At 66.0% G+C, this 23392-nt stretch carries 18 protein-coding genes, 1 rRNA gene and 1 pseudogene; 15 read left to right on the top strand and 5 right to left on the bottom strand.

The genetic code is table 11. The annotated features are described in order from the left end of the window. From ACREB7_RS15145 to ACREB7_RS15125, 5 genes and pseudogenes are all read left to right on the top strand, one after another. Positions 1–642 (top strand): annotated as a pseudogene (locus ACREB7_RS15145) (hypothetical protein); the annotation flags it as partial. 172 nt (positions 643–814) lie between these two features. Next, entirely contained in the window at positions 815–1654 is an 840-nt protein-coding gene (sseA, locus tag ACREB7_RS15140; protein ID WP_431593105.1) for a 3-mercaptopyruvate sulfurtransferase, read from the top strand. Between the two features lie 289 nt (positions 1655–1943). After that, entirely contained in the window at positions 1944–3284 is a 1341-nt protein-coding gene (gene chrA / locus ACREB7_RS15135) for a chromate efflux transporter (protein WP_431593104.1), read from the top strand. Positions 3285–3476: 192 nt separating this feature from the next. Continuing rightward, a complete protein-coding gene (metC, locus tag ACREB7_RS15130; protein ID WP_431593103.1) occupies positions 3477–4682 on the top strand; it encodes a cystathionine beta-lyase in 1206 nt (401 codons plus the stop codon). Further along, positions 4679–5617 carry a mechanosensitive ion channel family protein gene (locus ACREB7_RS15125; protein ID WP_431593102.1) on the top strand — a complete coding sequence of 313 codons (939 nt, stop codon included), beginning with the start codon at positions 4679–4681 and terminating at the stop codon, positions 5615–5617. Before metC ends, ACREB7_RS15125 begins: the two co-directional genes overlap by 4 nt. A 75-nt stretch (positions 5618–5692) precedes the next feature. Here the strand turns inward: ACREB7_RS15125 and ppa are convergent, their stop codons facing one another. Further along, positions 5693–6229, bottom strand: coding sequence for an inorganic diphosphatase (ppa, locus tag ACREB7_RS15120; protein ID WP_431593101.1), 537 nt, complete (start codon positions 6227–6229; stop codon positions 5693–5695). 212 nt (positions 6230–6441) lie between these two features. Further along, positions 6442–8370, bottom strand: a complete 1929-nt coding sequence (locus ACREB7_RS15115) for a M61 family metallopeptidase (RefSeq protein ID WP_431593100.1) — start codon at positions 8368–8370, stop codon at positions 6442–6444. Positions 8371–8465: 95 nt separating this feature from the next. On the opposite strand from ACREB7_RS15115, the gene hisS reads away from it, so the two are divergent. The 8 genes from hisS (at position 8466) to ACREB7_RS15075 (ending at position 19221) form a co-directional block, all read left to right on the top strand. After that, positions 8466–9707, top strand: a complete 1242-nt coding sequence (gene hisS, locus ACREB7_RS15110) for a histidine--tRNA ligase (RefSeq protein WP_431593099.1) — start codon at positions 8466–8468, stop codon at positions 9705–9707. A gap of 5 nt (positions 9708–9712) precedes the next feature. Beyond that, entirely contained in the window at positions 9713–10780 is a 1068-nt protein-coding gene (gene prfA / locus ACREB7_RS15105) for a peptide chain release factor 1 (protein ID WP_431593098.1), read from the top strand. Continuing rightward, on the top strand, positions 10773–11630 hold the full coding sequence (gene prmC / locus ACREB7_RS15100; RefSeq protein WP_431593097.1) for a peptide chain release factor N(5)-glutamine methyltransferase: 858 nt from the start codon (positions 10773–10775) through the stop codon (positions 11628–11630). Before prfA ends, prmC begins: the two co-directional genes overlap by 8 nt. Before the next feature lie 272 nt (positions 11631–11902). Next, a complete protein-coding gene (locus ACREB7_RS15095) occupies positions 11903–12754 on the top strand; it encodes a DUF4167 domain-containing protein (RefSeq protein WP_431593107.1) in 852 nt (283 codons plus the stop codon). Between the two features lie 220 nt (positions 12755–12974). Further along, entirely contained in the window at positions 12975–14366 is a 1392-nt protein-coding gene (locus ACREB7_RS15090) for a DUF4139 domain-containing protein (protein ID WP_431593096.1), read from the top strand. 19 nt (positions 14367–14385) lie between these two features. After that, positions 14386–15990 (top strand): DUF4139 domain-containing protein, encoded by a 1605-nt coding sequence (locus ACREB7_RS15085; protein WP_431593106.1) that lies wholly within the window; start codon positions 14386–14388, stop codon positions 15988–15990. A 60-nt stretch (positions 15991–16050) separates the two neighbouring features. After that, the gene (locus ACREB7_RS15080; RefSeq protein ID WP_431593095.1) at positions 16051–17523 is read left to right on the top strand and encodes a DUF4139 domain-containing protein; all 1473 of its coding nucleotides are present in this window, start codon (positions 16051–16053) and stop codon (positions 17521–17523) included. A gap of 21 nt (positions 17524–17544) precedes the next feature. Beyond that, positions 17545–19221, top strand: coding sequence for a DUF4139 domain-containing protein (locus tag ACREB7_RS15075; RefSeq protein ID WP_431593094.1), 1677 nt, complete (start codon positions 17545–17547; stop codon positions 19219–19221). Here the strand turns inward: ACREB7_RS15075 and ACREB7_RS15070 are convergent. Continuing rightward, positions 19218–19610 carry an acyl-CoA thioesterase gene (locus ACREB7_RS15070; protein WP_431593093.1) on the bottom strand — a complete coding sequence of 131 codons (393 nt, stop codon included), beginning with the start codon at positions 19608–19610 and terminating at the stop codon, positions 19218–19220. The two genes, ACREB7_RS15075 and ACREB7_RS15070, sit on opposite strands and share 4 nt — an antisense overlap. Next, on the bottom strand, positions 19600–19908 hold the full coding sequence (locus ACREB7_RS15065) for a hypothetical protein (RefSeq protein WP_431593092.1): 309 nt from the start codon (positions 19906–19908) through the stop codon (positions 19600–19602). Before ACREB7_RS15065 ends, ACREB7_RS15070 begins: the two co-directional genes overlap by 11 nt. A 126-nt stretch (positions 19909–20034) precedes the next feature. On the opposite strand from ACREB7_RS15065, the gene ACREB7_RS15060 reads away from it, so the two are divergent. Next, entirely contained in the window at positions 20035–20460 is a 426-nt protein-coding gene (locus ACREB7_RS15060; RefSeq protein ID WP_431593091.1) for a CBS domain-containing protein, read from the top strand. Here ACREB7_RS15060 and ACREB7_RS15055 read toward each other — a convergent pair. Continuing rightward, positions 20445–21971, bottom strand: a complete 1527-nt coding sequence (locus tag ACREB7_RS15055; protein ID WP_431593090.1) for a lipopolysaccharide biosynthesis protein — start codon at positions 21969–21971, stop codon at positions 20445–20447. The two genes, ACREB7_RS15060 and ACREB7_RS15055, sit on opposite strands and share 16 nt — an antisense overlap. Positions 21972–22419: 448 nt before the next feature. Here ACREB7_RS15055 and ACREB7_RS15050 point away from each other — a divergent pair. Then, positions 22420–23392: ribosomal RNA gene (locus tag ACREB7_RS15050) — 16S ribosomal RNA — on the top strand; the annotation flags it as partial.

The following is a 23392-nucleotide window of genomic DNA, read 5'->3' as shown; positions in this document are numbered from 1 at the left end:
GAGCCAGCGCGTCCGACGCCAGCCGCCGTCGCGCCGCGCGCCGCGCCGGTTCCCCCTCCCGCGCCCCGCGCGCCGTCGATCGCGCCGCCCGCCGCTTCGCCGCTGGTCACCCGCGCCGCCGCCGAACGGCGTGCGCTGGTGTCGATCGCGCTCGATGTGAAGGGGATCCGCGTGACCCCCGAGCATGTCGCGGTCGCCTTTGCCCTGAATATCGTGAACCAGGGGCCGGTCGACGCGACCGGATTGATGGTGCGCATCGCGCTCAACCAGGGATCGGCGATGACCGAACCGGTGCTCGCGCGCTTTTTCGATGGCGCCGGGGGCAGCGTTTTGCGCGACGATATGGACCTGAAAGCCGGGGCGGGCGAGGCGCTGACCACCGAGGCGATGCTCCCGCGCGCGATGGTCGAGCCGCTGATGATCGGCGGCAAGCCGATGCTGGTGCCCGTCATGGCGTTCGATGTCACCTATCATTGGGAGGGCGATGCCAACGCCTTTGGCCAGATCGCGGGCAGCTTCGTGCTGGGCCGCGAATCGGGGGCGAGCGGCAGCGACAAGCTGGCTCCGCTTCCGCTCGACCGCGCCTCCTATATTCTCGACCGTCCGGGTTCGCGCTCGACCGCCGTCCGGCGGAGCCAGTAGCCGCGCCTGCACCATGGTTTTCTGTTGCAGTGCAGCATTAGCTGGGGCAGATGGCTGCGGCGCTTGAAAAAGGGCACCGCGGGGCATAGGCTGGGCCTTCCCCGGAAAGGCAGCAGGATGGCAGGCGGAGGGACGGAAACAGGTTCCCCGCGGGTCGCAACAGGAGCATGACATGGACGCCTTGGTCTCAACCGACTGGCTGGAACGCGAACTGGGGGCATCGGACCTGCGGGTCGTCGATGCGACGAAATTTCTTGAGGCCGACCGCGACGCGCGCGCCGAATATGAGGTGGGCCACATCCCCGGCGCGGTGTTCATGGACCTGGCCGAACTGACCGACGCGAGCAGCGACGTCGACAATATGGCGCCCCCGGCGGAAAAATTCGCCAGCCGCATGCAGTCGCTCGGCCTCGGCGACGGCAGCCGCATCGTGCTGTACGACGACAGCCCGCTGAAGAGCGCGGCGCGCGGCTGGTGGCTGCTGAAATTGTTCGGTGCGCATGATGTCGCGCTGCTCGACGGCGGCCTCGCCAAGTGGAAGGCCGAAGGCCGCCCGCTCGAAATGGGCAAGCAGACATTGCGCCACCGCCACTTCACCGTGTGGCGCGATGCCAAGGCGGTGCGCACCAAGGACGAGATGCTCGCCAATGTCGCAAGCGCCGCCGAACAGGTCGTCGACGCACGTTCGGGCCCGCGCTTCACCGGCGAGGATCGCGACCCGCGTCCGGGCGTCGCGCCGGGTCATATCCCGGGTTCGCGCAGCCTGCCCTTTGGCGAATTGTTCAACGCCGACGGCACGTGGAAGCGCGGCGACGCGTTGCAGGCGGCGTTCGACGCGGCGGGTGTCGACCTCGACCAGCCGCTCGTCACCACCTGCGGCACCGGCATGACCGCCACCGTCGTCGCGTTCGGCGCGCATCTGCTCGGCAAGGACGATGTCGCGGTCTATGACGGCAGCTGGAGCGAGTGGGGCGCCGATCCGGCGACGCCCAAGGCGACCGGCGCGGCGTAAGCCACCGAGCGAGGGGCCTGGCTCCGCGCGCAGCGCCATTATCGTTTCGTGCAAAGAAGCAAAGAGGTCGCTCTCTCTTTGCGCCTTTGCGTCTTTGCGCGAGATATTTTTGAGGCTGTGCGAGCGAGTAGCGCAAGCGCGGCTTTCCGGACGCACAGCTTTTTCTTGCTTGCTCCGCCTCGATGCCCGGCGGTAATCCCGTCGCATCGGGGCGAGGCAACCTCCCGGTCAGGCGTCCGCCCAAGCGTTGCTTTTTCACCCGGCGATGCCGGCTGGAGAAGTATGCCCGATGACCGATTTTCCTGACGATATCCTGTCCCCCACCCCGAGTTTTGCCGAGGCGGTGCGGGCCTATGCGCGCATCGGCTGTTTGAGTTTTGGCGGCCCCGCCGGGCAGATCGCGCTGATGCACCGCGAGTTCGTCGACGAGCGGCGCTGGGTCGACGAATCGACCTTTCTCCACGCGCTCAATTTCTGCCACCTGCTGCCGGGGCCCGAGGCGCAGCAGCTGGCGACGTGGATCGGCTGGCGGCTGCACGGATTGCGCGGCGGGCTGGTCGCGGGGCTGTTGTTCATCACCCCCGGCGCGCTGGTGATGCTCGGCCTGTCGACGCTCTATGTGATGGCGGCGGGGCTCGACTGGTTTGCCGCCTTGTTTCTGGGGATCAAGGCGGCGGTGCTGGCGATCGTCGTGCAGGCCCTGCTGCGTATCGCCGGCCGCGCGCTCAAGACGCCGTTGCAGCGCGGTATCGCGGTCGCCTCCTTCATCGCCATCGCGATCCTGACCTTGCCCTTTCCGCTCGTCATCCTGTCGGCGCTGCTGATCGGCTGGGCCGCGGCGCGCTGGCGTCCCGACCTGCTGGCGCTGGGGCCGGTGAAGGGCGAGGCCTTGCCGCCGGCCGGGCCGGCGTGGCGGCAGAGCCTGTCGGCGGTGCTGCTCTGGGGCGCGATCTGGGCGGCGCCGATGCTGCTGATCCTCGTCACGCTCGGGCGCGAGCATGTGCTGTGGGACATTGGCTCGTTCTTTTCGCAGCTCGCGGTGGTGACCTTCGGCGGCGCCTATGCGGTGCTCGCCTATATGGCGCAGGAGGCGGTGTCGGGGTTCGGCTGGCTGCGGCCGGGCGAGATGGCCGACGGGCTGGGACTCGCCGAGACGACGCCGGGGCCGCTGATCCTGGTGACGCAGTTCGTCGGCTTCCTCGCCGCCTATCGCGACGCGGCGCCGTTCACGCCCTTCGTCGCCGCCTTCCTCGGCGCCGGGTTGACGCTTTGGGTGACCTTTGCGCCCTGTTTCCTGTGGATTTTCGCCTTTGCGCCATGGATCGACCGGCTGCAGCGCGCGGCGGGGCTGAAGGGCGCGCTGGCGGCGGTGACGGCGGCGGTGGTCGGGGTGATCGCCAACCTCTCGCTGTGGTTCGCGCTGCATGTGCTGTTCCGGCGGTTGGCGCCGAGTGGCTGGGGTTTCGAGCTGCCGGTGCTGGCCAGCGTCGATGTCGCGGCGGTGTTGCTCGCGTTGCTCGCGGCGGTGCTGCTGTTCCGCTTCAAGCTGGGGATCATTCCGATGCTCGCGATCTGCTCGGTGCTGGGGCTGTTGATCGGGCCGGGCGGGCCGTTGCCGGCGTTGGTGTAGCAAGTCGCGCGTAGCGCTATTTTGACTCACGCAAAGGCGCAAAGGCACAAAGATTTTGGCGCGAAATAGCCCCGATGTGCATGAACCTCTTCGCGCCTTTGCGCCTTTGCGTGAGATTTTGAATGGCCCGCTGCGCGGGCAGATGGGTGCCGACCACTGGATTTTGCATCGCGCTCCGCTAACAGGGATGGCATGAGCAAGAGCGACGACGACAGCCTCCGCCCCGCGACGAAATTGGTGCAGGGTGGGCGGCGGCCCGAATGGACCGGCGACCCGCGGCTGGGCGGCGGTGTGGTCAATCCGCCGGTGTGGCGCGCATCGACGATCCTCTATGACAATATCGCCGACCTGAAGGCGCGCGGCCATGCGACGCATGACCAGCTTTATTACGGGCGGCGCGGGACGCCGACGGTGTGGGCGCTCGCCGATGCGCTGACCGAGCTGGAGCCGGGCGCCGAGGGCACATTGCTCTATCCGTCGGGGGTCGCGGCCAATTCGGCGGGGATGCTCGCGCTGCTCGCGCCGGGCGACCATCTGCTGATGGTCGACAGCGCCTATGAGCCGACGCGCGCCTTCTGCAACGGGTTGCTCAAGCGCTATGGGGTCGAGACGACATTCTACGATCCGCTGGTGGGCGGCGCGATTGCCGAGCTGATCCGGCCCGAGACCAAGCTGATCTTCCTCGAATCGCCGGGCAGCCTGACCTTCGAGGTGCAGGACATACCCGCGATCGTCGCGGCGGCGCGGTCGCGCGGCGTGCTGACGATGCTCGACAACACCTGGGCGACGCCGCTGCTGTTTCCGGCGCTGGCGCATGGCGTCGATGTGACGATGATGAGCCTGACCAAATATGTCGGCGGCCATAGCGACGCGATGATGGGGTCGCTGACCGCGACGCGCGCGGTGTGGCCGAAGCTGCGCAGCGCGGCCTATCAGCTGGGGCAGGCGGTTTCGCCCGACGATTGCGCGCTGATGCTGCGCGGGCTGCGCACGCTCGACGTGCGGATGGCGCGGCATGGCGCGAGCGCGCTGGCGGTCGCCGAATGGCTGGCGGCACGGGGCGAGGTGGGGCGCGTGCTGCATCCGGCGCTGGCGGGCGATCCGGGGCATGAAATCTGGGCGCGCGATTTTTCGGGCGCCAGCGGGCTGTTCGGTTTCACGCTGAAAGGCAGCGACGAGGCGGGGCGGACGCGCTTCATCGAGGCGCTGTCGCACTTTGGCATCGGCTTCAGCTGGGGCGGCTATGAAAGCCTGGTGGTGCCGAGCAATCCGGCCGACATTCGTACCGCGACCTTCTGGACCGACCCCGACCCGCTGGTGCGGCTGTCGATCGGGCTCGAGGACCCTGCCGACCTGATCGCCGACCTGGCGCGCGGTTTCGCGGCGATGGCGGGATGAGCGTTTCTGCCGACCTGAAGAGCGGCACCGCGCGCACCGTCGAGGCGATGCAGGCGATCGGCATCGACGTCGGATCGTATCGGCTGTCGCTCTATGGGCTGTTCTCGACGATCGTCGTTGCGGTTCTGCTCTATCTCGCGGTCCGGCTGACGATGCGCGCGATCAAATGGCTGCTGCGGCGTAACACCCATATCGACGCGACGCAGCGCATCCTGACCGAGAAGCTGATCGCGATCGCGCTGTTCATCTTCGCGATCCTGTTCGGCATCGACCTGCTCGGCATCGACCTGACCGCGCTCGCGGTGTTTTCGGGCGCGGCGGGGCTCGCGATCGGTTTCGGGCTGCAGAAGACCGTCGGCAATCTGATCGCCGGGATCATCCTGTTGATGGACCGCTCGATCAAGCCGGGCGACGTGATCGTCGTCGGCGACGGTGCGAGCATGGGGAGTTCGGCGACGCTGAACGGCGTCCCGAACGTCGGCCGCGTCGCGAAGATCGGGGTGCGCGCGGTCAGCGTCGTGACCCGCGACGGCAAGAAGCATCTGATTCCGAACGAATTGCTGATGACGATGCCGGTCGAGAACTGGAGCTATTCGAGCCGCGACGTGCGGGTGCGGATGCGCGTCCCGGTGGCTTACGATTGCGACCTGCGCGCGGCGCAGAAGATCATGGTCGAAACCGCAAAGGCGAACCCGCGCATCCTGGCCGACCCCGAACCGGTGGTGTGGATCACGGCGTTCGGCGACCGCGCGGTCGAACATGAGCTGCGCTACTGGATTTCGGACCCCGAGGCCGGGCTGGGCAATATCCAGGGCGAGGTGTTTCTGGGGATCTGGGACCGGTTCAAGGAAGCGGGGATCCGGATTCCCTATCCGCGCACCGATGTGCGGTTGGTGGGGGAGGCACCCGATGACGGCGAGCCACTCGCATCCTGAACCGTAGCCCTGAGCCTGTCGAAGGGCGCTTATCGAGAGGCGCCCTTCGACAGGCTCAGGGCTACGGTGATTGGCTCAGTACCCCACCTTCTTCGCGCGTTCGATGCATTCGACGATGATGCGCTTGGCCTCGTCGACATCGCCCCAGCCGTTGAGCTTCGCCCATTTGCCGGGTTCGAGGTCTTTGTAATGGGTGAAGAAATGCTCGATCTGCTGGAGCACGATCTCGGGCATGTCCTTGTAGGTGGAGACCTTGTCATAATAGGGGAAGGTCTTGTTGACGGGCACGCAGAGCAATTTCTCGTCGCCGCCGGCATCGTCTTCCATCAACAGCACGCCGATCGGGCGGCACTTGACCACCGCGCCGGCGACGATCGGCGAGCGCGCGACGACCAGCGCGTCGAGCGGGTCGCCGTCCTCGCCCAGCGTGTGGGGCACGAAGCCGTAATTGGCGGGATAGCGCATCGGGGTGTGGAGGAAGCGGTCGACGAACAGCGCCCCCGACGCCTTGTCGAACTCATATTTCACCGGCTCGCCGCCGATCGGCACTTCGATCAGCACGTTCAGGCTGTCGGGCGGGCTGTCGCCGGCCGGGATCAGGTCGATGCGCATGGGAGATGTCCTTTTGGTTTTGATTCGCGGGGCGCCTTAGACCTTGGGGGCGAGCGAGGGAAGGCGGGAGCGATAGGTTCCCCTCCCGCAGGCGGGAGGGGCAGCGAGACTTGCGAACTTGTTCGTTAGTCGCAGCGGGGTGGGCCAACGCGACGTCGCTTGCTCGCTGCGCTCGCGCCCACCCCCAACCCCTCCCGCTTGCGGGAGGGGAATCAGAGCGCCCGCTTCGCCGCGAGGAGCTGGTCGAACCAGTCGGGCCCGGTGCCGACCTTTTCCAGATGCGGCCAGCGCAGCCCGCCATGATAGTCGATCTCGACGTTGCGGTAGCGGCCGCCGCGCTCGACGAGCAATTTCACCGGGGTCTTGCCGTCGGTCGCGGCCTTGATCGCGGCTTCGATGCGTTCGCGGCTGTAGCTGACGCCGTCGACCGCGAGGATCTTGGTGCCGTTGACGATGTCGGCCTTGAAGGCGGGGCCGTCCCACAGGATGCTGCCCGCGACGCCGTCCTTGTCGATGGCGAGGCCGAGGCTGTGGGTGAGGTCGGTGTTTTTCGCCCGCGCCATGCGGTCGCGGTCATAGGCGTTGGGCGCGTCGCGCCACATCAGCCGATACCCCGCCGCCTCGATTCCCGCGGTCGGTGCGGGACGGCCCGGCGCCTGCATATGCTCGCGCAGGAACTTAGCCCAGTCATAGGGATGGACCGTATTCAGCGCCGCGACGACATCGTCGAAGTCATAGCTGTCCTGCCCCCAGTCGCCCTCGCGCCCGCCGAAAAAGATCTTCGCGAAATCGTCGAGGCTTTTGGCGTTGTTCGTGGCCTGGCGGATCAGCATGTCGGCCTCAAGCCACATCAGTCCGCCTTCGTTGTAATAATCCTCGGTCCGCGTCGCGCTCGGGAAGGCGCGCGCCTTGCGCCCGGCGATGATCGGGTCGAGCGTCGTATCCTCGACCGACCGCCAGTCGCGGCCAGCCTGGACGCTGTAGAAGCCGGCGTTGGTCGCCCATTCGGCGAGGATCATCTCTTTCGACTGCATGCCCGACCGGCCGGCGAGGACAAGGTCCCAAAAGCTCGTCTGCCCTTCATAGACCCAGAGCAGATTGTCCTGCATCGGGGTGCGATAATCGGGGGTCCAGAGCTTGTCGGGGCGGCGATATTTGCCGTTCCAGCTGTGGACCAGCTCGTGCGGGAGCAGCCCGCGCTCGCTGTCATTATCGTCCCATTTGGTGAAATAATCGGGGTTGCGGCTGTTCTCGCTCGACCGGTGATGTTCGAGCCCGATGCCGCCCATCTCGTCGGTCAGCGCGAGCAGAAATTCATACCGGTCATAATGGCGGGTGCCGAACAGCGCGACGGCTTCGGACACCAGCGCAGCATGGCGCGCGATATGGTCGGGGCTGGCGGCCAGATATTTGGCTTCGTCGGCGACGACATTGAGCGTCACGCCGTTGCCGAGCGCCCATTGGCGGTAATATTTGCCCGCGAACATCGGGCTGTCGACCAGATTTTCATAGCTGGTGACGCCGAAGCTGTAGCGGTTCTTCGACACCTGCAGCCCGTCGAGCGCGGCGGCGCCGATCCAGCCGTCGGGCAGCAGGACCTCGAGCTGCACCGGGATTTGCCGGGTGAACCAGCCCGCGGGATAGAGGCTGACCTGTTCCCACTGCAGGTTCATCATCGCGTCGGTCGCCACGATGCGGCCTTCGGTGGTGCGGGTCGGGGAGAGGAAATCGAAAGCGATATCGATGCTCTTGACCCCCGCCGGCACCTCGATGTCGAAGGCATAGACATCGGTCGGCTGGCGCGTCCAGGCGAGCGGTTTGCCGGCGGCGGTCGGCTTGAATCCCGCGACCTCGGCGATCGCGCCGCGCGGGGCATGCTTGCCGGGCAGCCATTCGGGATAGAGCAAAGTGAATTTGCCGGCCTTGGGCACCGGGATCGTCTGACGGACGTGGAAAATGCCGCGTACATAGTCGGTCGCGTCGACCCTGAGCAACATCGTGCCGGGATAGGGCCGGTCGACGGGCAGCGGGATGGTGAGCGGCTGCACCACCGGTTGCGGGCGGCTGTTGCCCTCCTGGGCATAGGCTGCGGGGGCGGTGAGGGCGATGAGGGCGGCTGCGACGAACAGTTGTTTTTTCATGGTGCCGCGTTTTGCCGGGAAATGTGGAGGACGTCCAGCATCGGGTCGGCGAGCGCCCTTTGCCTTTCGACCAAAAAAGATTAGACGCCGCGCCCATGAGCAAGGACAAATCCGCCAAGATCGCCACGCCGCAGCCGGTGCGGGGCACGCAGGACATGCTCGGCGATTTCGCCGACCGTTTTCAGCATGTCGTCGACACCTTCGACCGCGTGCGGCGGCTCTATGGCTATAAACGCATCGAGGTGCCGGTGATCGAGCCGACCGCGGTGTTCGCGCGCTCGCTCGGCGAGACGACCGACGTGGTGTCCAAGGAAATGTATAGCTTCGAGGATCGCGGCGGCGAGTCGATCACGCTGCGCCCCGAATTCACCGCTGGCATCGCGCGCGCCTATATCAGCAATGGCTGGCAGCAATATGCGCCGCTGAAGGTCGCGACGCACGGGCCGCTGTTCCGCTACGAGCGACCGCAAAAGGGGCGCTATCGCCAGTTCCACCAATTGGACGCCGAAGTGCTGGGCAGCGACAGCCCGCTCGCCGACGCCGAATTGCTGGTGTTCGCGGATCAGCTGCTCAAGGAATTGGGGATTGCCGAGGGCGTGACGCTGACGCTCAACACCCTCGGCGACGCGGCGAGCCGCGACGCCTGGCGGACGGCGCTGGTCGATCATTTCGAGGCGCATCGCGGGGATCTCAGTGAAGACAGCCTCGCGCGGCTCGACAAGAATCCGATGCGGATATTGGACAGCAAAGACCCGCGCGACCGGCCGATCGCCGACAGCGCGCCCGATATCGACGCTTATCTGACGAGCGAGGCGCAGGATTTCTTTGGCGCGGTGACCGCTGGGCTCGACGCCGCAGGCGTCGCATGGGAGCGCAATGCGCGGCTGGTGCGCGGGCTCGACTATTATCGTCACACCGCGTTCGAATTCGTCACCGACCGGCTGGGGGCGCAAGGGACGGTGCTGGGCGGCGGGCGTTACGACGGGCTGATCGAAGCGCTCGGCGGCCCGCCGACGCCGGCGGTCGGCTGGGCGGCGGGAATCGAGCGGCTGGCGATGCTGGTTGGCGACGATGTCATCGACACGCGCCTCGACGCGGTGATCGCGGTCGAGGATGATAGTGTCTTGCCCCGGGCAATGAAGGCGCTGGCCGACGTTCGCGCAAACGGATATTCCGCAGAGATTGTTGCGGCGGGGTCGCCGCGCAAACGCTATGACAAGGCTGCGAAAATCCCGGCGCAAATCCTTGTTTCCTACGGAATCCGGGACGGCGTTCCCCATGTGAACATTCGTGGCGGTGATCGCGTCACGCATGCCAAGCTATTGGTCCTGTTCTGACAACAATGACCTCCGTTTCCGCCCGCCAGATCGACGCCATCATCGAACGCCACGCCGCCTTGCAGGCACGGATGGCGACGGGGGACATGGCGCCCGCCGATTTCGTCGCGGCGTCGAAGGAGTTCGCCGAGCTCGAACCCGTCGCGGGCGCCGCGCGCGAGGTGGTGCGGCTGCGCGGCGAGATTGTCGCGCTGACCGAGATGCTGGCCGATCCCGAGATGAAGGCGATGGCGGCCGAGGAGCTGGCGGCGATCGAAGAGACGCTGCCCGCCGCCGAGCATGACCTGGCGGTCCAATTGCTGCCCAAGGATGTCGCCGACGAGCGCGCCGCGATGCTCGAAATCCGCGCCGGCACCGGCGGCGACGAGGCGGCTTTGTTCGCGGGCGATTTGCTGCGCATGTACAGCCGCTACGCCGACGGGCAGGGCTGGAAGGTCGAAATCATCTCGGCGAACGAGACCGAGGTCGGCGGGTATAAGGAAGTCGTCGCGTCGGTAAGCGGGCAGGGCGTGTTCGCCAAGCTCAAGTTCGAAAGCGGCGTCCACCGCGTCCAGCGCGTGCCGGTGACCGAAAGCGGCGGGCGTATCCACACCAGCGCCGCGACGGTCGCGGTTTTGCCCGAGGCCGAGGAGGTCGATGTCGCGATCGCCGACAGCGACCTCAAGGTCGACATCTATCGCGCGTCGGGCGCGGGTGGACAGCATGTCAACACGACCGATTCGGCGATCCGCATCACCCATATCCCGACCGGCCTCGTCGTGATCCAGCAGGACCAGCGCAGCCAGCACAAGAACCGCGCCAAGGCGATGCAGGTGCTGCGCGCGCGGCTCTACGACCTCGAGCGCGAGAAGATCCACAGCGCCGAGGCGTCGGCGCGCAAGTCGATGGTCGGGTCGGGCGACAGGTCGGAGCGCATTCGCACCTATAATTTCCCGCAGGGGCGCGTGACCGACCACCGCATCAACCTGACGCTCCATCGCCTGCCCGAGATTTTGGAAGGCGCGATGGACGAGCTGGTCGACGCGCTGATCGCCGAGGATCAGGCACAGCGGCTGGCGGGGCTGGGTGACTGAGACGCCAACCTTCGCGGGCGTCGCGGAGTCGCTGCGCACCGCGACGAACCTGTTGACGGGCATCAGCGATACGCCGCGGCTCGATGCCGAATTGCTGATGGCGCATGCGCTGGGGGTGGAGCGGTCCGCGCTGCTGCTCGATCCCGCGCGTTACGAAGTGCCCAATCTCTATGCGCGTCTGGTCGCGCGGCGGATGGCGCATGAGCCGATCGCCTATATCGTTGGTTATCGCGATTTCTGGACCTTGCGCATCGAGGTCGGGCCCGGGGTGCTGATCCCGCGGCCCGATAGCGAGACGTTGATCGAGGCGTGTCTCGACTTCGCGCGGGACGGACGGGGGGCGGGGTGGCCGTCGCGGGTGCTCGACCTCGGGACGGGGCCGGGGACGCTGCTGCTTGCCGTGCTGAGCGAGTTCCCGCACGCGACCGGGCTGGGCGTCGATGCGTCCGAATTTGCGCTCGCTTTTGCGCGCGACAATGCCGACGAGCTGGGCCTGGCCGATCGCACGGACTTTCAGTCGGGCGACTGGGGGGACGGCGTCGAGGGACCATTCGACCTGATCCTCTGCAATCCGCCCTATATCGCCGACGATGAAAAGCTGATGCCCGATGTCGCCGACCACGAACCGGCCGGTGCGCTCTACGCCGGCGCTGACGGGCTCGCCGACTATCGCCGCATCATCCCCGACCTGCCGCGCCTGCTCGCGCCCGATGGGCTGGCGGTGCTTGAAATCGGGGCGACGCAGCATATCTCGGTCGGGCAACTCGCCGAAGCGGCGGGTTTCATCGTCGCTTGCCGCCAGGACCTCGGCGGCCGCGACCGTGCCCTGCTCCTGACCCGCGCCCGCTGATCCCGATCCCAAGAAATCGCTTGGTTTCGCGTCCAAAGCACGGTAGGGGCGGCGTACAGGCCTGATCAGGGTCCCTTTGGCGGTGCAGCGCACCGATACTGGTCCGGCGGGTCTGCTTCCCATTTACGATGCTGGTGCGGGACGAATGTCTCGTGCAAGCGGTAACACGGAAGAGCCGCGCAAGGGAGCGCGGGCACGACGCGCAAGAGGCGCGGTCGGCCAAAAGGGGTTGGCATAGCTTAGAGCTTTTCGACAGGATGTCTCAGTTGAACATGAACAACCGGCAGAACGGTCGCCGTCGCGGCCGTAACAACAATAACAACAACAATCGCCCGCAGTCGGGCGGCGGCCGTGGCGGTACCGACCAGGCCAATCGCATCGACAGCCGTGCGCGCGGCAACGCAGCGCAGATGATCGAGAAATTCAAGAATCTCGCGCGCGACGCCCAGCTTTCGGGCGACCGGGTGCAGACCGAATATTATCTCCAGTTCGCCGACCATTATTTCCGCGTGCACAGCGATTTCCGCGCTCGCCAGGAAGAAAAGAACGGCGGCCAGCAGGATCGGGGCGATCGCCACCGCGAAGTGCGCGGGGTCGAGGATTTCGACGCGCATGACGACACCGACCTCGACGAGGGCCAGGGCGACAGCGACGGCGATCGCGAGGGCAATCGCGGCGAGCGCGACAACCGCGAGCGTGGCGATCGCAATGATCGCGGCGACCGGAACGAGCGCAACGATCGGGGCGACCGCAACCCGAACCGTGGCAACCGCCGCGACCGCGACGAGAATGACGACAATCGCGGCAACCGCCAGCCGGTGCGCGAGCGCGCCGAGCGTTCGGAACGCCCCGAGCGTCCGGAGCGCGTCGAGGTCGAAGCCCGCGACGAGGACGTCGCGGTGGCGGAAGCCAAGCCCGCGCGCGCGCCGCGCCGCAGCCCGCGCCGTCCGCGCGACGAGGATGAAGGTGGCGCCGGGATCGACAGCGCCGTGCTGCCCCCCGCGATCGGCCGTCCCGCTCCGGCCCCCGAAGCCGACGAGGCCGAGGCCGCCGAAGCCGCGCCGAAGCCGCGCAAGCGCCGCACGCTCGCGGCGCGCAGCTCGGACGTCGAAGCGGCCGAATAGTCCGCTTCGACGCCTTGTGACGGGATGTGACGGCTGAAATTGTCGTCACCCCGGGCTCGACCCGGGGTCCCGCTTTTTGGCCGTCGCGCCTTTCCGCAGATTAGCGGGACCCCGGATCGAGTCCGGGGTGACGAAGTGAGAATGGGTCGCCATTTTCGCGCTGGCCAATCGCCGCAAACTGACTTAGCCTCCCCGCAACATCATGTGGGGGAGAGCCATTATGCGCGCTTTGGCAAAGACTTGGCTCTTGGGAGCGATCGCCGTCCCGCTGCTATCGGTTTCCGCCGCGGCGCAGCAGGACCCCGGCGCGACCGCGCAGGGCGACGTCGCGGTCACCATCTACAACAACGGCCAGTCGCTGGTGCAGGACGACCGCCAACTCGCGGTCAATGCCGGGCGCAACCGCATCGAATTTCCCGACGTCTCGGCGCGCATAAGGCCCGAGACGGTGACGCTCTCGGGCGGCGGGCTCGCGATCGTCGAGCAGAATTTCGACTTCGACCTGCTCACCCCCGACAAGTTGATGGACAAGGCGGTCGGCCAGCAGATCACGCTGGTGCGCACCAACCCCGCGACCGGCGCCGAGCGCAGCGAGCGCGCCAAGGTGCTCGCGGCGAACGGCGGCATCGTGCTGCAGATCGGCGAACGGATCGAGGTGCTGCGCGACGACGGCCTGCCGGTGCGCGCGGTGTTCGACCGGCTGCCCCCCAATCTGCGCGCGCGCCCGACGCTGTCGGTGACGGTCGAGGCGGCAAATGCCGGGACGGTCCCCGCGCGCCTGTCCTACCTCACCCCCAACCTCGGCTGGACCGCCGACTATGTCGCGCTGTTCGACGCGGCCAAGGGCGCGATGGACATGCAGGGGTGGGTGACGCTGACCAATTCGACCGGCACGACCTTCACCAACGCCCGCACCTTGTTGGTTGCGGGCAGCCCGGGCGGCGGCGGCGGTTTTGCGCAGATGGTCAGTTCGCTCGACGAGGCGGGGACCGAGAGCAACGGTCGCGAGCGGCTCGGCGACTATTATCTCTATCCGCTCGCCGAACGCACGACGATCGCCAATGCGCAGCAGAAGCAGGTGAGCTTCCTCGACGTGAAGGGCGCGCCGGCGCGTTCGACCTATGAATATGTCAACGGCTGGCTCGGCGCGAGCACCGATCCGGTGAGCGCGGCGAGCGTGCTGCGTTTCTCGACCTCGGCGAAGGGCGGGCTCGGCGATCAGCTGCCCGCCGGCACGATCCGCGTCTATATGCGCGACGCGCGCGGCGACCCGCAATTCATCGGCGAGAACAGCATCGGCCATACCCCGATGGGATCGTCGATGACCTTGCGCACCGGCGACGCCTTCGACGTCAAGGTGCAGACGACGGTGGTGTCGCGCACCCGCAAGAGCGATTCGCGCTGGATCACCAAGATGCGCTATGTCGTGACCAATGCGCGGCCGGGACCGGTCACCGTCGACCTGTCGCAGAGCGGGCTGTGGGGCGACGTGCGGATCAGCGACGAGAGCATCAAGGGCAATCGCGTCTCGGCCGATCGGGTCGAATGGGTGGTGCCGGTGCCCGCGAACGGCAAGACCGAAGTCACCGCCACCTTCGATTCGCGCTACTGAGGACCGGGCCGTGCGCGCGATGCGCCTGATCCCGGCCTTGCTGGCCGCGCTCGCTGCGACGCCGCTGGCGGCGCAGCAGGGCGCGAGCCTGTCCGCGCCGCCGGTGCGGCCCGAGGCGCCGGTGGTGGTGTCGTCGCGGCTCAAGGATGTCGCGGTCACCGTCTATCGCGCGCCGTTCCGCGGCGCGGGGCCGATCGATCCGGCGTGGCCGCAGGGCTTCGCGCTGGTCACCGAGACGCGGGTGGTGAGCTTGCCCGCAGGCCCCTCGGTGCTGCGCTTCGAGGGGGTGTCCGAAGGCCTGCTGCCCGAAACCGCCGTGGTTTCGGGCATGCCCGACGGGGTGCGTGAGAAGAATCGCGATGCGCGCTTGCTGTCGCCCGCCGGGCTGGTCGACGCCTATCTCAAGCGCAGCGTCACGCTACGCCGCACCGACCGCAAGACCGGCAAGGTTCGCGAGCAGCAGGCGATCATTCAGGCGGGCCCGAACGGCGGGGTGATCCTGCAGACCCCCGAGGGTTATGAGGCGCTGGGCTGTGCGGGGTTGCCCGAACGGATGCTCTATAGCCGGGTGCCCAAGGATCTGTCGGCCAAACCGACGCTGTCGATCCTGGTCGAAAGCGCGCGGGCGCGAACGGTGACGCTGCAGCTTGTCTATCTGTCCGAGGGTTTCGACTGGGCGGCGAATTATGTCGTCGACCGCGCGGGCGACGGCAAGCAGCTCGGCATCACCGGCTGGATCACCGTCGCCAATGGCGGGGTGACGAGTTTCCCGGGCGCGCAACTCAACGTCATCGCCGGACGGCTCAACAAGGGCTATCGCGCGCCATTGCAGCGCACGCCGCCGGGGACGCTCAACCTCAAATGCTGGCCGCTCGACATCACCAGCACGCACCCCTTTTGGGAATTGCCGCCGATCATCGAGCCGACCGTCGACGATTATGCCGAAGAGGTGATGGTGACCGGCACGCGCATGGCCTATGCGCGCGCGCCGATGCCGGTCATGGCGCCTCCACCGCCTCCGCCGGCACCGCCGCCCCCTCCGCCGCCGCCCGCCGAGGACCTCGGTGACCTCAAATTCTATCGCATCCCGTTCCGCGTCGATGTGTCGGCGAAGGGGCAGAAGCAGGTCGCGCTGCTGATCAAGGACAAGGTCGCGGTCGAGCAGCTCTATACGACGATACTCTACGACTGGATGGCGGGGCGCGTGCAGCCGCTGACCATGATGTTGCGCGTGCAGAATCGCGAGTCGGACGGCCTCGGGCTGGCCTTGCCCGCCGGTGCGGCTTCGGTGTTCGAGACGATCGCGGGCCGGCGCCTGCTCGTCGGCGAGGCGCGGATTGGCGACAAGGCGAAGGGCGAACGCGTCGATTACGAACTCGGGCTCAGCCCGGCGGTACAATATAAGAGCGTCATCACCGCGCGCGCGCCAAAGGGCGAATATCAGGACTGGCAGGTGACGCTGACCAATGCGCGGCCCTTCGACGCCGAGGTCGAGATGCTGATTCCCTTCGCGATCGATCCCGAACCCACGACTTGGGAACGGCGCGGCGCGAGTTGGGTGTGGCGCGTGCGGGTGCCCGCGAACGACAGCGTGGTGCAGACGTTCCGGCAGAAGATGCGCTGACGACAGAGAGATAAGGGGAGAGGTCGCATGGCTTGTGGGGCGAGGACATGGGGTCTGCTGATGGCGGGGCTCCTGGGTCCGGGTTTGGCGATGGCGGCGCCCGCAGCGGCGCAGCAGGTGGTGAGCACTGGCGGGCAGGGCGATGTCGCGGTGACCATCTATAGCGGCGAACTCGCGCTGGTTACCGATACGCGTCAGACCAATTTGCCCGCCGGCGAGGCCAAGCTGGAATTCCCCGATGTGTCGAGCCGCATCCGGCCCGAGACGGTGAGCCTGGTCGGCACGGGGCTCGAGATCGTCGAGCAGAATTTCGATTTCGACCTCCTGTCGCCGACCGCGATGATGCAGAAGGCGGTGGGGCAGGAGATCACGATCATCCGCACCAACCCCGCGACCGGCGCCGAGACGCGCGAGCGCGCGAAGGTGCTCGCGGTCAATGGCGGGGTGGTGCTCGACGTCGGCGGGCGAATCGAGATCTTGCGCGACGACAATCTGCCGGTGCGGGTGATCTTCGACGGCATCCCGACCAATTTGCGCGCGCGCCCGACGCTATCGGTGACCGTGGACAGCAAGAGCGCCGGCGCGCGGCCGCTAACCTTGCGCTACCTGTCCGAAGGGCTGAGCTGGCGCGCCGATTATGTCGCGCTCTATGACGAGGCGGCGAAGGCGCTCGATTTGCAGGGCTGGGTGACGCTGAAGAACAACAGCGGCACCGGATTCGCCAATGCGAAACTGTTGCTCGTCGCGAGCGATCAGATCGGGGTGCGGCGCGGATCGCGCGGCGGCGACGGCGAGCCGGCGGCGATGACCAGCGCCGGGACCGAGAGCGCCAAGGCCGAGGCGCTCGCCGACATGCATGCCTATCCGATGGCCGACCGCACGACGATCGCGAGCGCGCAGCAGAAGCAGATCGCCTTTCTCGACGCGATGGGGGTGCCCGCGACGCGCGGCTATGCGGCGTCGCTCGACCGCTTCGCGACGATGGACGAAGCGCAGAGCGCCAATTCGACCTATCGTTTTTCGACCGGCAAGGGCGGGGTCGGCGATGCGATGCCGGCCGGGTCGGTGCGGCTTTATGTCAAGGATGCGCGCGGCGCGGCGCAGTTCGTCGGCGAGAGCTATATCAGCCACACGTCGGCGGGATCGGACCTGTCGCTGACGACGGGCAAGGCGTTCGACGTCAAATATCAGGCGATCCTCGAGAAGCGCGAGAAACTGACCGAGGAGGACTGGACGCGCAGTTCGTCGACGCGGGTGCGCAAGAACGGCGTCGTCACGGTGACCGAGACCGATGTGAAGCGCAATTTCTGGCGCACCCATATGCGCTATATCTTCACCAACGCGCGGTCGACGCCGGTGACGATCGATTTCACCCAGAACGGCCTCAACACCTGGAACAACGACACGCGGGTGCCGTTCGAGAGCCTGCCGGCCGACAAGGACAATCTCTATTGGGAAAGCCGCAAGTGGCAGGTGACGGTGCCCGCGAACGGGCGCACCGAGCTGACCGTGCAATATGACACGCTGAACTGAACCGTGCGCGGGGCTCTTGCCTTGTTGCTACTGGTCGCGGGCGTCGTCGCGGCGCCCGCGCGCGCCGCCGATCCGCCGGTGGTCGCGTCATCCAAACCCGACCATGTCGCGATCAGCCTCTATCGCGATCCGAATCGCAATCCCGACGTGCCGCTTCCGGCGCCTGACGACGGAGAGCCCCTCGGCGGCTTCGCGTTGATTCGCGAAACGCGCACGGTCGACCTGCCGCCGGGGCCGGTGATTGTCCGATTCGAAGGGGTGTCGAGCAGCATCCTGCCCGAATCGGCGTTGCTGCGCGGCGGCGGCAAGCCGCGCGAGAAGAATTACGACCGGCGCCTGCTGTCGCAGCGCGGGCTGCTCGACGCCTTGACCGGGCAGCAGGTGATGCTGCGCACGACCGACCCCGCGACGGGCAAGGCGCGTTTCGAGCGGGTGCGCGTCCGCTCGGGGCCCGAGGAACTGATCGTCGAGCGCAAGGGCGGGTTCGAGGCGGTGCAGTGCAGCGGGCTGCCCGAAACATTGCTCTATGACGCGGTGCCGGCGGGGTTGAACCCGGTGCCGACGCTGTCGATGACGCTGGGCGACCAGCCGGGCGGGCGGACAAAGCTCGAGCTCACCTATCTCGCCAATAATTTCGACTGGCAGTCGAACTATGTCGGCGAGATCGGCGCCGATGCGAAATCGGTCGACCTGTTCGCCTGGCTGACCGTCGCGAGCGGCGATTCGACGAGTTTCACCGGCGCCGACATGGCGGTGATCGCGGGGCGCATCGCTTTTTTCGCGGCGGCGCCGATCGCCGGCGATGAGGAACCATGGGAGGCGGAGGAACGCCGGCGCCAGGAAGCCGAAGACGATCCCTGGCATCCCGACAATATCGAAGTCTGGTTCGACTGCTGGCCGCGCGGCAGCAGCGGCAGCGGGGGATATTATCCGCGGTTGTTCGGCCCCGACCGCCTGCCCGAAGGCCAGATCGACTATGCCGCCGGCTATGAGATTGGTTTCTACGGCGGCGGCGGGGGCGGCGACGAGGGAAGCGAGATCGTCGTCACCGGATCGCGAATCGCGCCGCGCGAGGACATCGGCGACTATAAATTATACCGCGTGCCGCAGCCGACGACGCTCGGCGCGCAAAGCCGCAAGCAGATCGCCTTTCTGGAAAAGCCGGGGGTCGCGGCGCAGATGCTTCACGCCTTCGCGGTGACCGGCGACAATTTCGATGGCTATGTCGACCCGGTGCTGCGCATCGACAACAAGAAGGGCGGCCCGCTCGCCGAACCGCTGCCGGGTGGGCAGGTCGCCTTGTTCCAGCGCCGATTCGGCGAGCCGATGCTGGCCGCCCAGACCGATGTGAAGGACAAGGCGGTCGGCGAACTGATCGATCTGCAGCTCCCCGATCAGGACGACAGCGATGTCGACGCCGACCAGGAGGAGCTTGATTCGGGCGAAGGCTGGACGCGCTATCGCATCACGATCGAGAATGACGGCGAACAGCCCGAACCGGTCGAGGTCAGCTTTGCCAGCGACGCCTCTTATATGGTCGACAAGATCGGCCGGCCGACGAAGCTGCGCGACGGCAAGCGGATCTGGTCGGTGACCGTGCCCGCCGAAGGCAAGAAGACGGTCGATTACCGGGTGAACGAAGTCGACCGAATCGGCGCCGACAATCAGGACGACTGGGAAGGGCCCGAAGAAGATTAGCCGGGCGGCAGCGCGCGCGGCCGGTGATTCTCGTCGAGCGCCACAAAGGTGAACAGGCCTTCGGTGACCTTCACCTGTTCCTCGCCGCGACCGCGCGAGGCGATCACTTCGATTCGGATGCCCATCGATGTCCGTCCGCGCCGTTCGAGATGCGCATAGACCGAGATGATGTCGCGCAGCAGGATCGGCGCGATGAACTCCATCGCCTCGATCGCGACGGTCGCGGTCGGGCCCTGCGCGATTCGCGCCGCGACGATGCCGCCGGCGATGTCCATCTGGCTCAATACCCAGCCGCCGAAGATATGGCCGTTGCTGTTGATGTCGGCGGGCGCGGGGACGACGCGCAGGATCGGGTCGCGCGCCGCGTCCGACGGGGTCTTATCGGTCATTTTTCATTTCCGGGTCATTTTCGAACGGGTCCTCGATCGATTCGTCGTGGCCGCTGCCGCTCGACAGGAAGACGAGGCCCATCAACGCGGCGCCGAGCATCACCGACAGGCCGACGCCCGCCGTGGTGGCGATGATCATATGGATGGTCAGGCCCTGCGGTAGGCTGAAGTGCAGATAGAGCAGCGCGGCGATCACCGCGAGTGTCGACACCAGCGCCATGCCGAGCATCAGGCGGCGATAGCGCGCCCAGGCGATATTGGCGGTGTCGTGGTTGTCGAGCGGCGAGGGTTTGACCATGACCGCTTCCATGGACCAGTCGCGCGGCAAGGCCAAGCGGCATCGGCGTACGGCAGGATGTTTCGCTTGGGGCGCGAATCGTGATAGATTGTTTTTCCACATGATCGACAGGGGGAGCGGCAAGGCATGACGATCGGAGCGATTCTCCACGGACGGACCGGCGCGGTAATTTCGGCGCGCAAGGAAGATGATGTGCGCGCGGTGGTCGACCTGCTGGCGCAGAACCGTATCGGCGCGGTGCCGGTGATGGAGAATGACGTCATCGTCGGCATCTTCTCCGAACGCGATCTCGTCCGTCTGCTCTCCTCTTATGGCACCGAGGCGCTCGACCGGACGCTCGAGGAGGTGATGACCAAATCGCCGGTGACCTGCGAATCGGGCACGGCGGTGATGGGGGCCCTGTCGCAGATGACGCAGAAGCGCATCCGCCACCTGCCGGTGGTCGACAACGGCCAGCTGGTCGGATTCGTGTCGATCGGCGACCTCGTCAAATATCGCATCGACCGCATCGAGGCCGAAGCCGCAGCGATGCGCGACTATATCGCGTCCTGAGTCGCGGGCGTTCCAACCGCCGGGCGGCGCAGGACGAGTCGCAGGATTTCGGCGATCGCCTCTTTCTCCAGCAGCCAGAGCAGGGCGGGATAGATCAGTCCGCCTGCCCCCACGAGAATCGCGAGTCGCAGCGGGGCGATCATGCCGGCGGGCAGCATGCGCTCGATCAGCCCGACCGCGACCGCCATCACCAGCGCAGGCGCGAGTCCCGGCAGCACGGCGCGGCCGATGTCGGTCAGCGTCACGCCGATGACGGGCGCCGACAGCTTCGCGGTGACGATCAGCAAGAGCGGCATGGCGACGAGCCAGGCCCAGGCGAGGCCGATCAACCCGAATTGCGCGCCGATCAGGAAGCTGACCGGAAAGAGAATCGCGCCGCACAGCGACGCCTTCATCGCGATCGCGGGACGGCCGAGCGCGTTGGTGACCGGCGCGAACAGAATCTGCACCGTCATCACCAGCAGCGCGAGCGCCAAAATCTGGACATAAGGCACCATGCCGAGCCACTTCAGCCCGAACACCGTTTCGACGAGCGGCGCGGCGGTGACCGCGAGTCCCGCATAGGCGGGCGCGAGTACGAGCATCAGCAGGCGCACGGCTTTCAGGAAGTTCCAGCGCACCGCGCCCTTGTCGCCCTGGATTCGCGCATAGGCGGGAAAGGCGACCTCGTTGAGCGGCGGCACGAATTTCGACACGAAGATCTGCGCGAGGAACAGGGCCTCTGCATATAGCCCGAGCGCGTGCGGTTCGAATCGGCGGCCGGCGATGAAGATGTCGGCCTGCGTCTGGACGAGCCAGAAGAAGTGCGAGGCGAGCACCGCCGAGCCGAAGGCGATGATCTGGCCGCAGCCGCGAAAGTCGAAACTGGGCCAGACGAGCAGCCGCGCCGCGAGCGTGAGCCCGATCGCGCGCGTCCAGAACAGCGCGATCGGCGCATAGACCAAGGTCCACACGCCATAGCCCGACAGCGCGCAGCCGAGCGCGGTGCCGGCGCCGACGAGCGCGGCGGCGAGATTGACGAAGGCCTGTTTGCGGAAATCGAGCGCGCGGCTCATCATCACTTCGGGCAGCGCAATGAACGGCGTCGCGAGGAAGATCAGCGCCTGGACGCGCAACAGGTCGGCGACGATCGGCTGGCCATAATAGGCAGCGGCCAGCGGGGCGCCGAAGAACTGCACCGCCGCGAGCAGCGCGTTGAGTAGGAGGAGAAGCCCGAACGCCTGGCGGACGCGAAAGGGATCGAGCGATTCGGACTGCACCAGCGCGCTGGCGAATCCATAGCCGTTGAGGAAGGCGAGAAAGGCGAGGATGACCTGCGTCATCGCAAAAAGCCCATAATCGGCCGGATCGAGCAGGCGAATCACGAGCAAAGTGGAGCCCCAGGTGATGATCTGCGCCAGAATCTGGCTGCCCGAACGCCAGATTACCGCCGATCGAACGCGGCGGCCGAAGCTTTCCGGATTATCCCGTACCGGCTCGTTGCCCTTGAAATCCGCGGTTTCGCTCACCATTTGGTCCTTCTGGCACCGGGCCTCTCCCGATGCGTCGAACATCTTTTGAAACAAAATTGCAAAAAGGTTGTTGACGCGAATCAGAGAGGGGCCTAGAGGCCTGTTCACCGGACGGGGCGCGGCGCCAAACGCCACGCTCCAGCCGGTCGCCAACAGATACGGACAGATGTCCCCCGATAGCAATAGCGGGGAACGACAACTGTCCGCCATTTCTTGTCGGTGGCTCTTTGAAATTGTGATTGTCGATGAAGGGACATGTGGGCGGCGGCCCTGGGTCTTGCAGCTTTAAGGTGCAAGCAACTCAGGTTAAAAAGCCAAGCCTGACCTACATGTCTTACACGTTTCCATAACGTGGAAGCAGCCTTTCGGGGTTGCTTCTTGTGTAGGCCAGGCTCCTTAAAATGAGCGGGTTTGCGAGGGATATTCCACCTTCGCAGATTCGAACATCAAACTTGAGAGTTTGATCCTGGCTCAGAACGAACGCTGGCGGCATGCCTAACACATGCAAGTCGAACGAAGTCTTCGGACTTAGTGGCGCACGGGTGCGTAACGCGTGGGAATCTGCCCTTGGGTACGGAATAACTCAGAGAAATTTGTGCTAATACCGTATAATGTCTTCGGACCAAAGATTTATCGCCCAAGGATGAGCCCGCGTGAGATTAGCTAGTTGGTGAGGTAAAAGCTCACCAAGGCGACGATCTCTAGCTGGTCTGAGAGGATGATCAGCCACACTGGGACTGAGACACGGCCCAGACTCCTACGGGAGGCAGCAGTGGGGAATATTGGACAATGGGCGAAAGCCTGATCCAGCAATGCCGCGTGAGTGATGAAGGCCTTAGGGTTGTAAAGCTCTTTTACCCGGGATGATAATGACAGTACCGGGAGAATAAGCTCCGGCTAACTCCGTGCCAGCAGCCGCGGTAATACGGAGGGAGCTAGCGTTGTTCGGAATTACTGGGCGTAAAGCGCGCGTAGGCGGTTTTTTAAGTCAGAGGTGAAAGCCCAGTGCTCAACACTGGAACTGCCTTTGAAACTGGAAAACTTGAATCTTGGAGAGGTCAGTGGAATTCCGAGTGTAGAGGTGAAATTCGTAGATATTCGGAAGAACACCAGTGGCGAAGGCGACTGACTGGACAAGTATTGACGCTGAGGTGCGAAAGCGTGGGGAGCAAACAGGATTAGATACCCTGGTAGTCCACGCCGTAAACGATGATAACTAGCTGTCTGGGCTCTTAGAGCTTAGGTGGCGCAGCTAACGCATTAAGTTATCCGCCTGGGGAGTACGGCCGCAAGGTTAAAACTCAAATGAATTGACGGGGGCCTGCACAAGCGGTGGAGCATGTGGTTTAATTCGAAGCAACGCGCAGAACCTTACCAGCGTTTGACATGTCCGGACGATTTCCAGAGATGGATCTCTTCCC

The sequence above is a fragment of the Sphingopyxis sp. genome (assembly GCF_050725615.1).
Taxonomy (GTDB): domain Bacteria; phylum Pseudomonadota; class Alphaproteobacteria; order Sphingomonadales; family Sphingomonadaceae; genus Sphingopyxis.
Note: the sequence above shows the minus strand (reverse complement) of the source record. Positions and strands in the feature narration are given on the sequence as shown.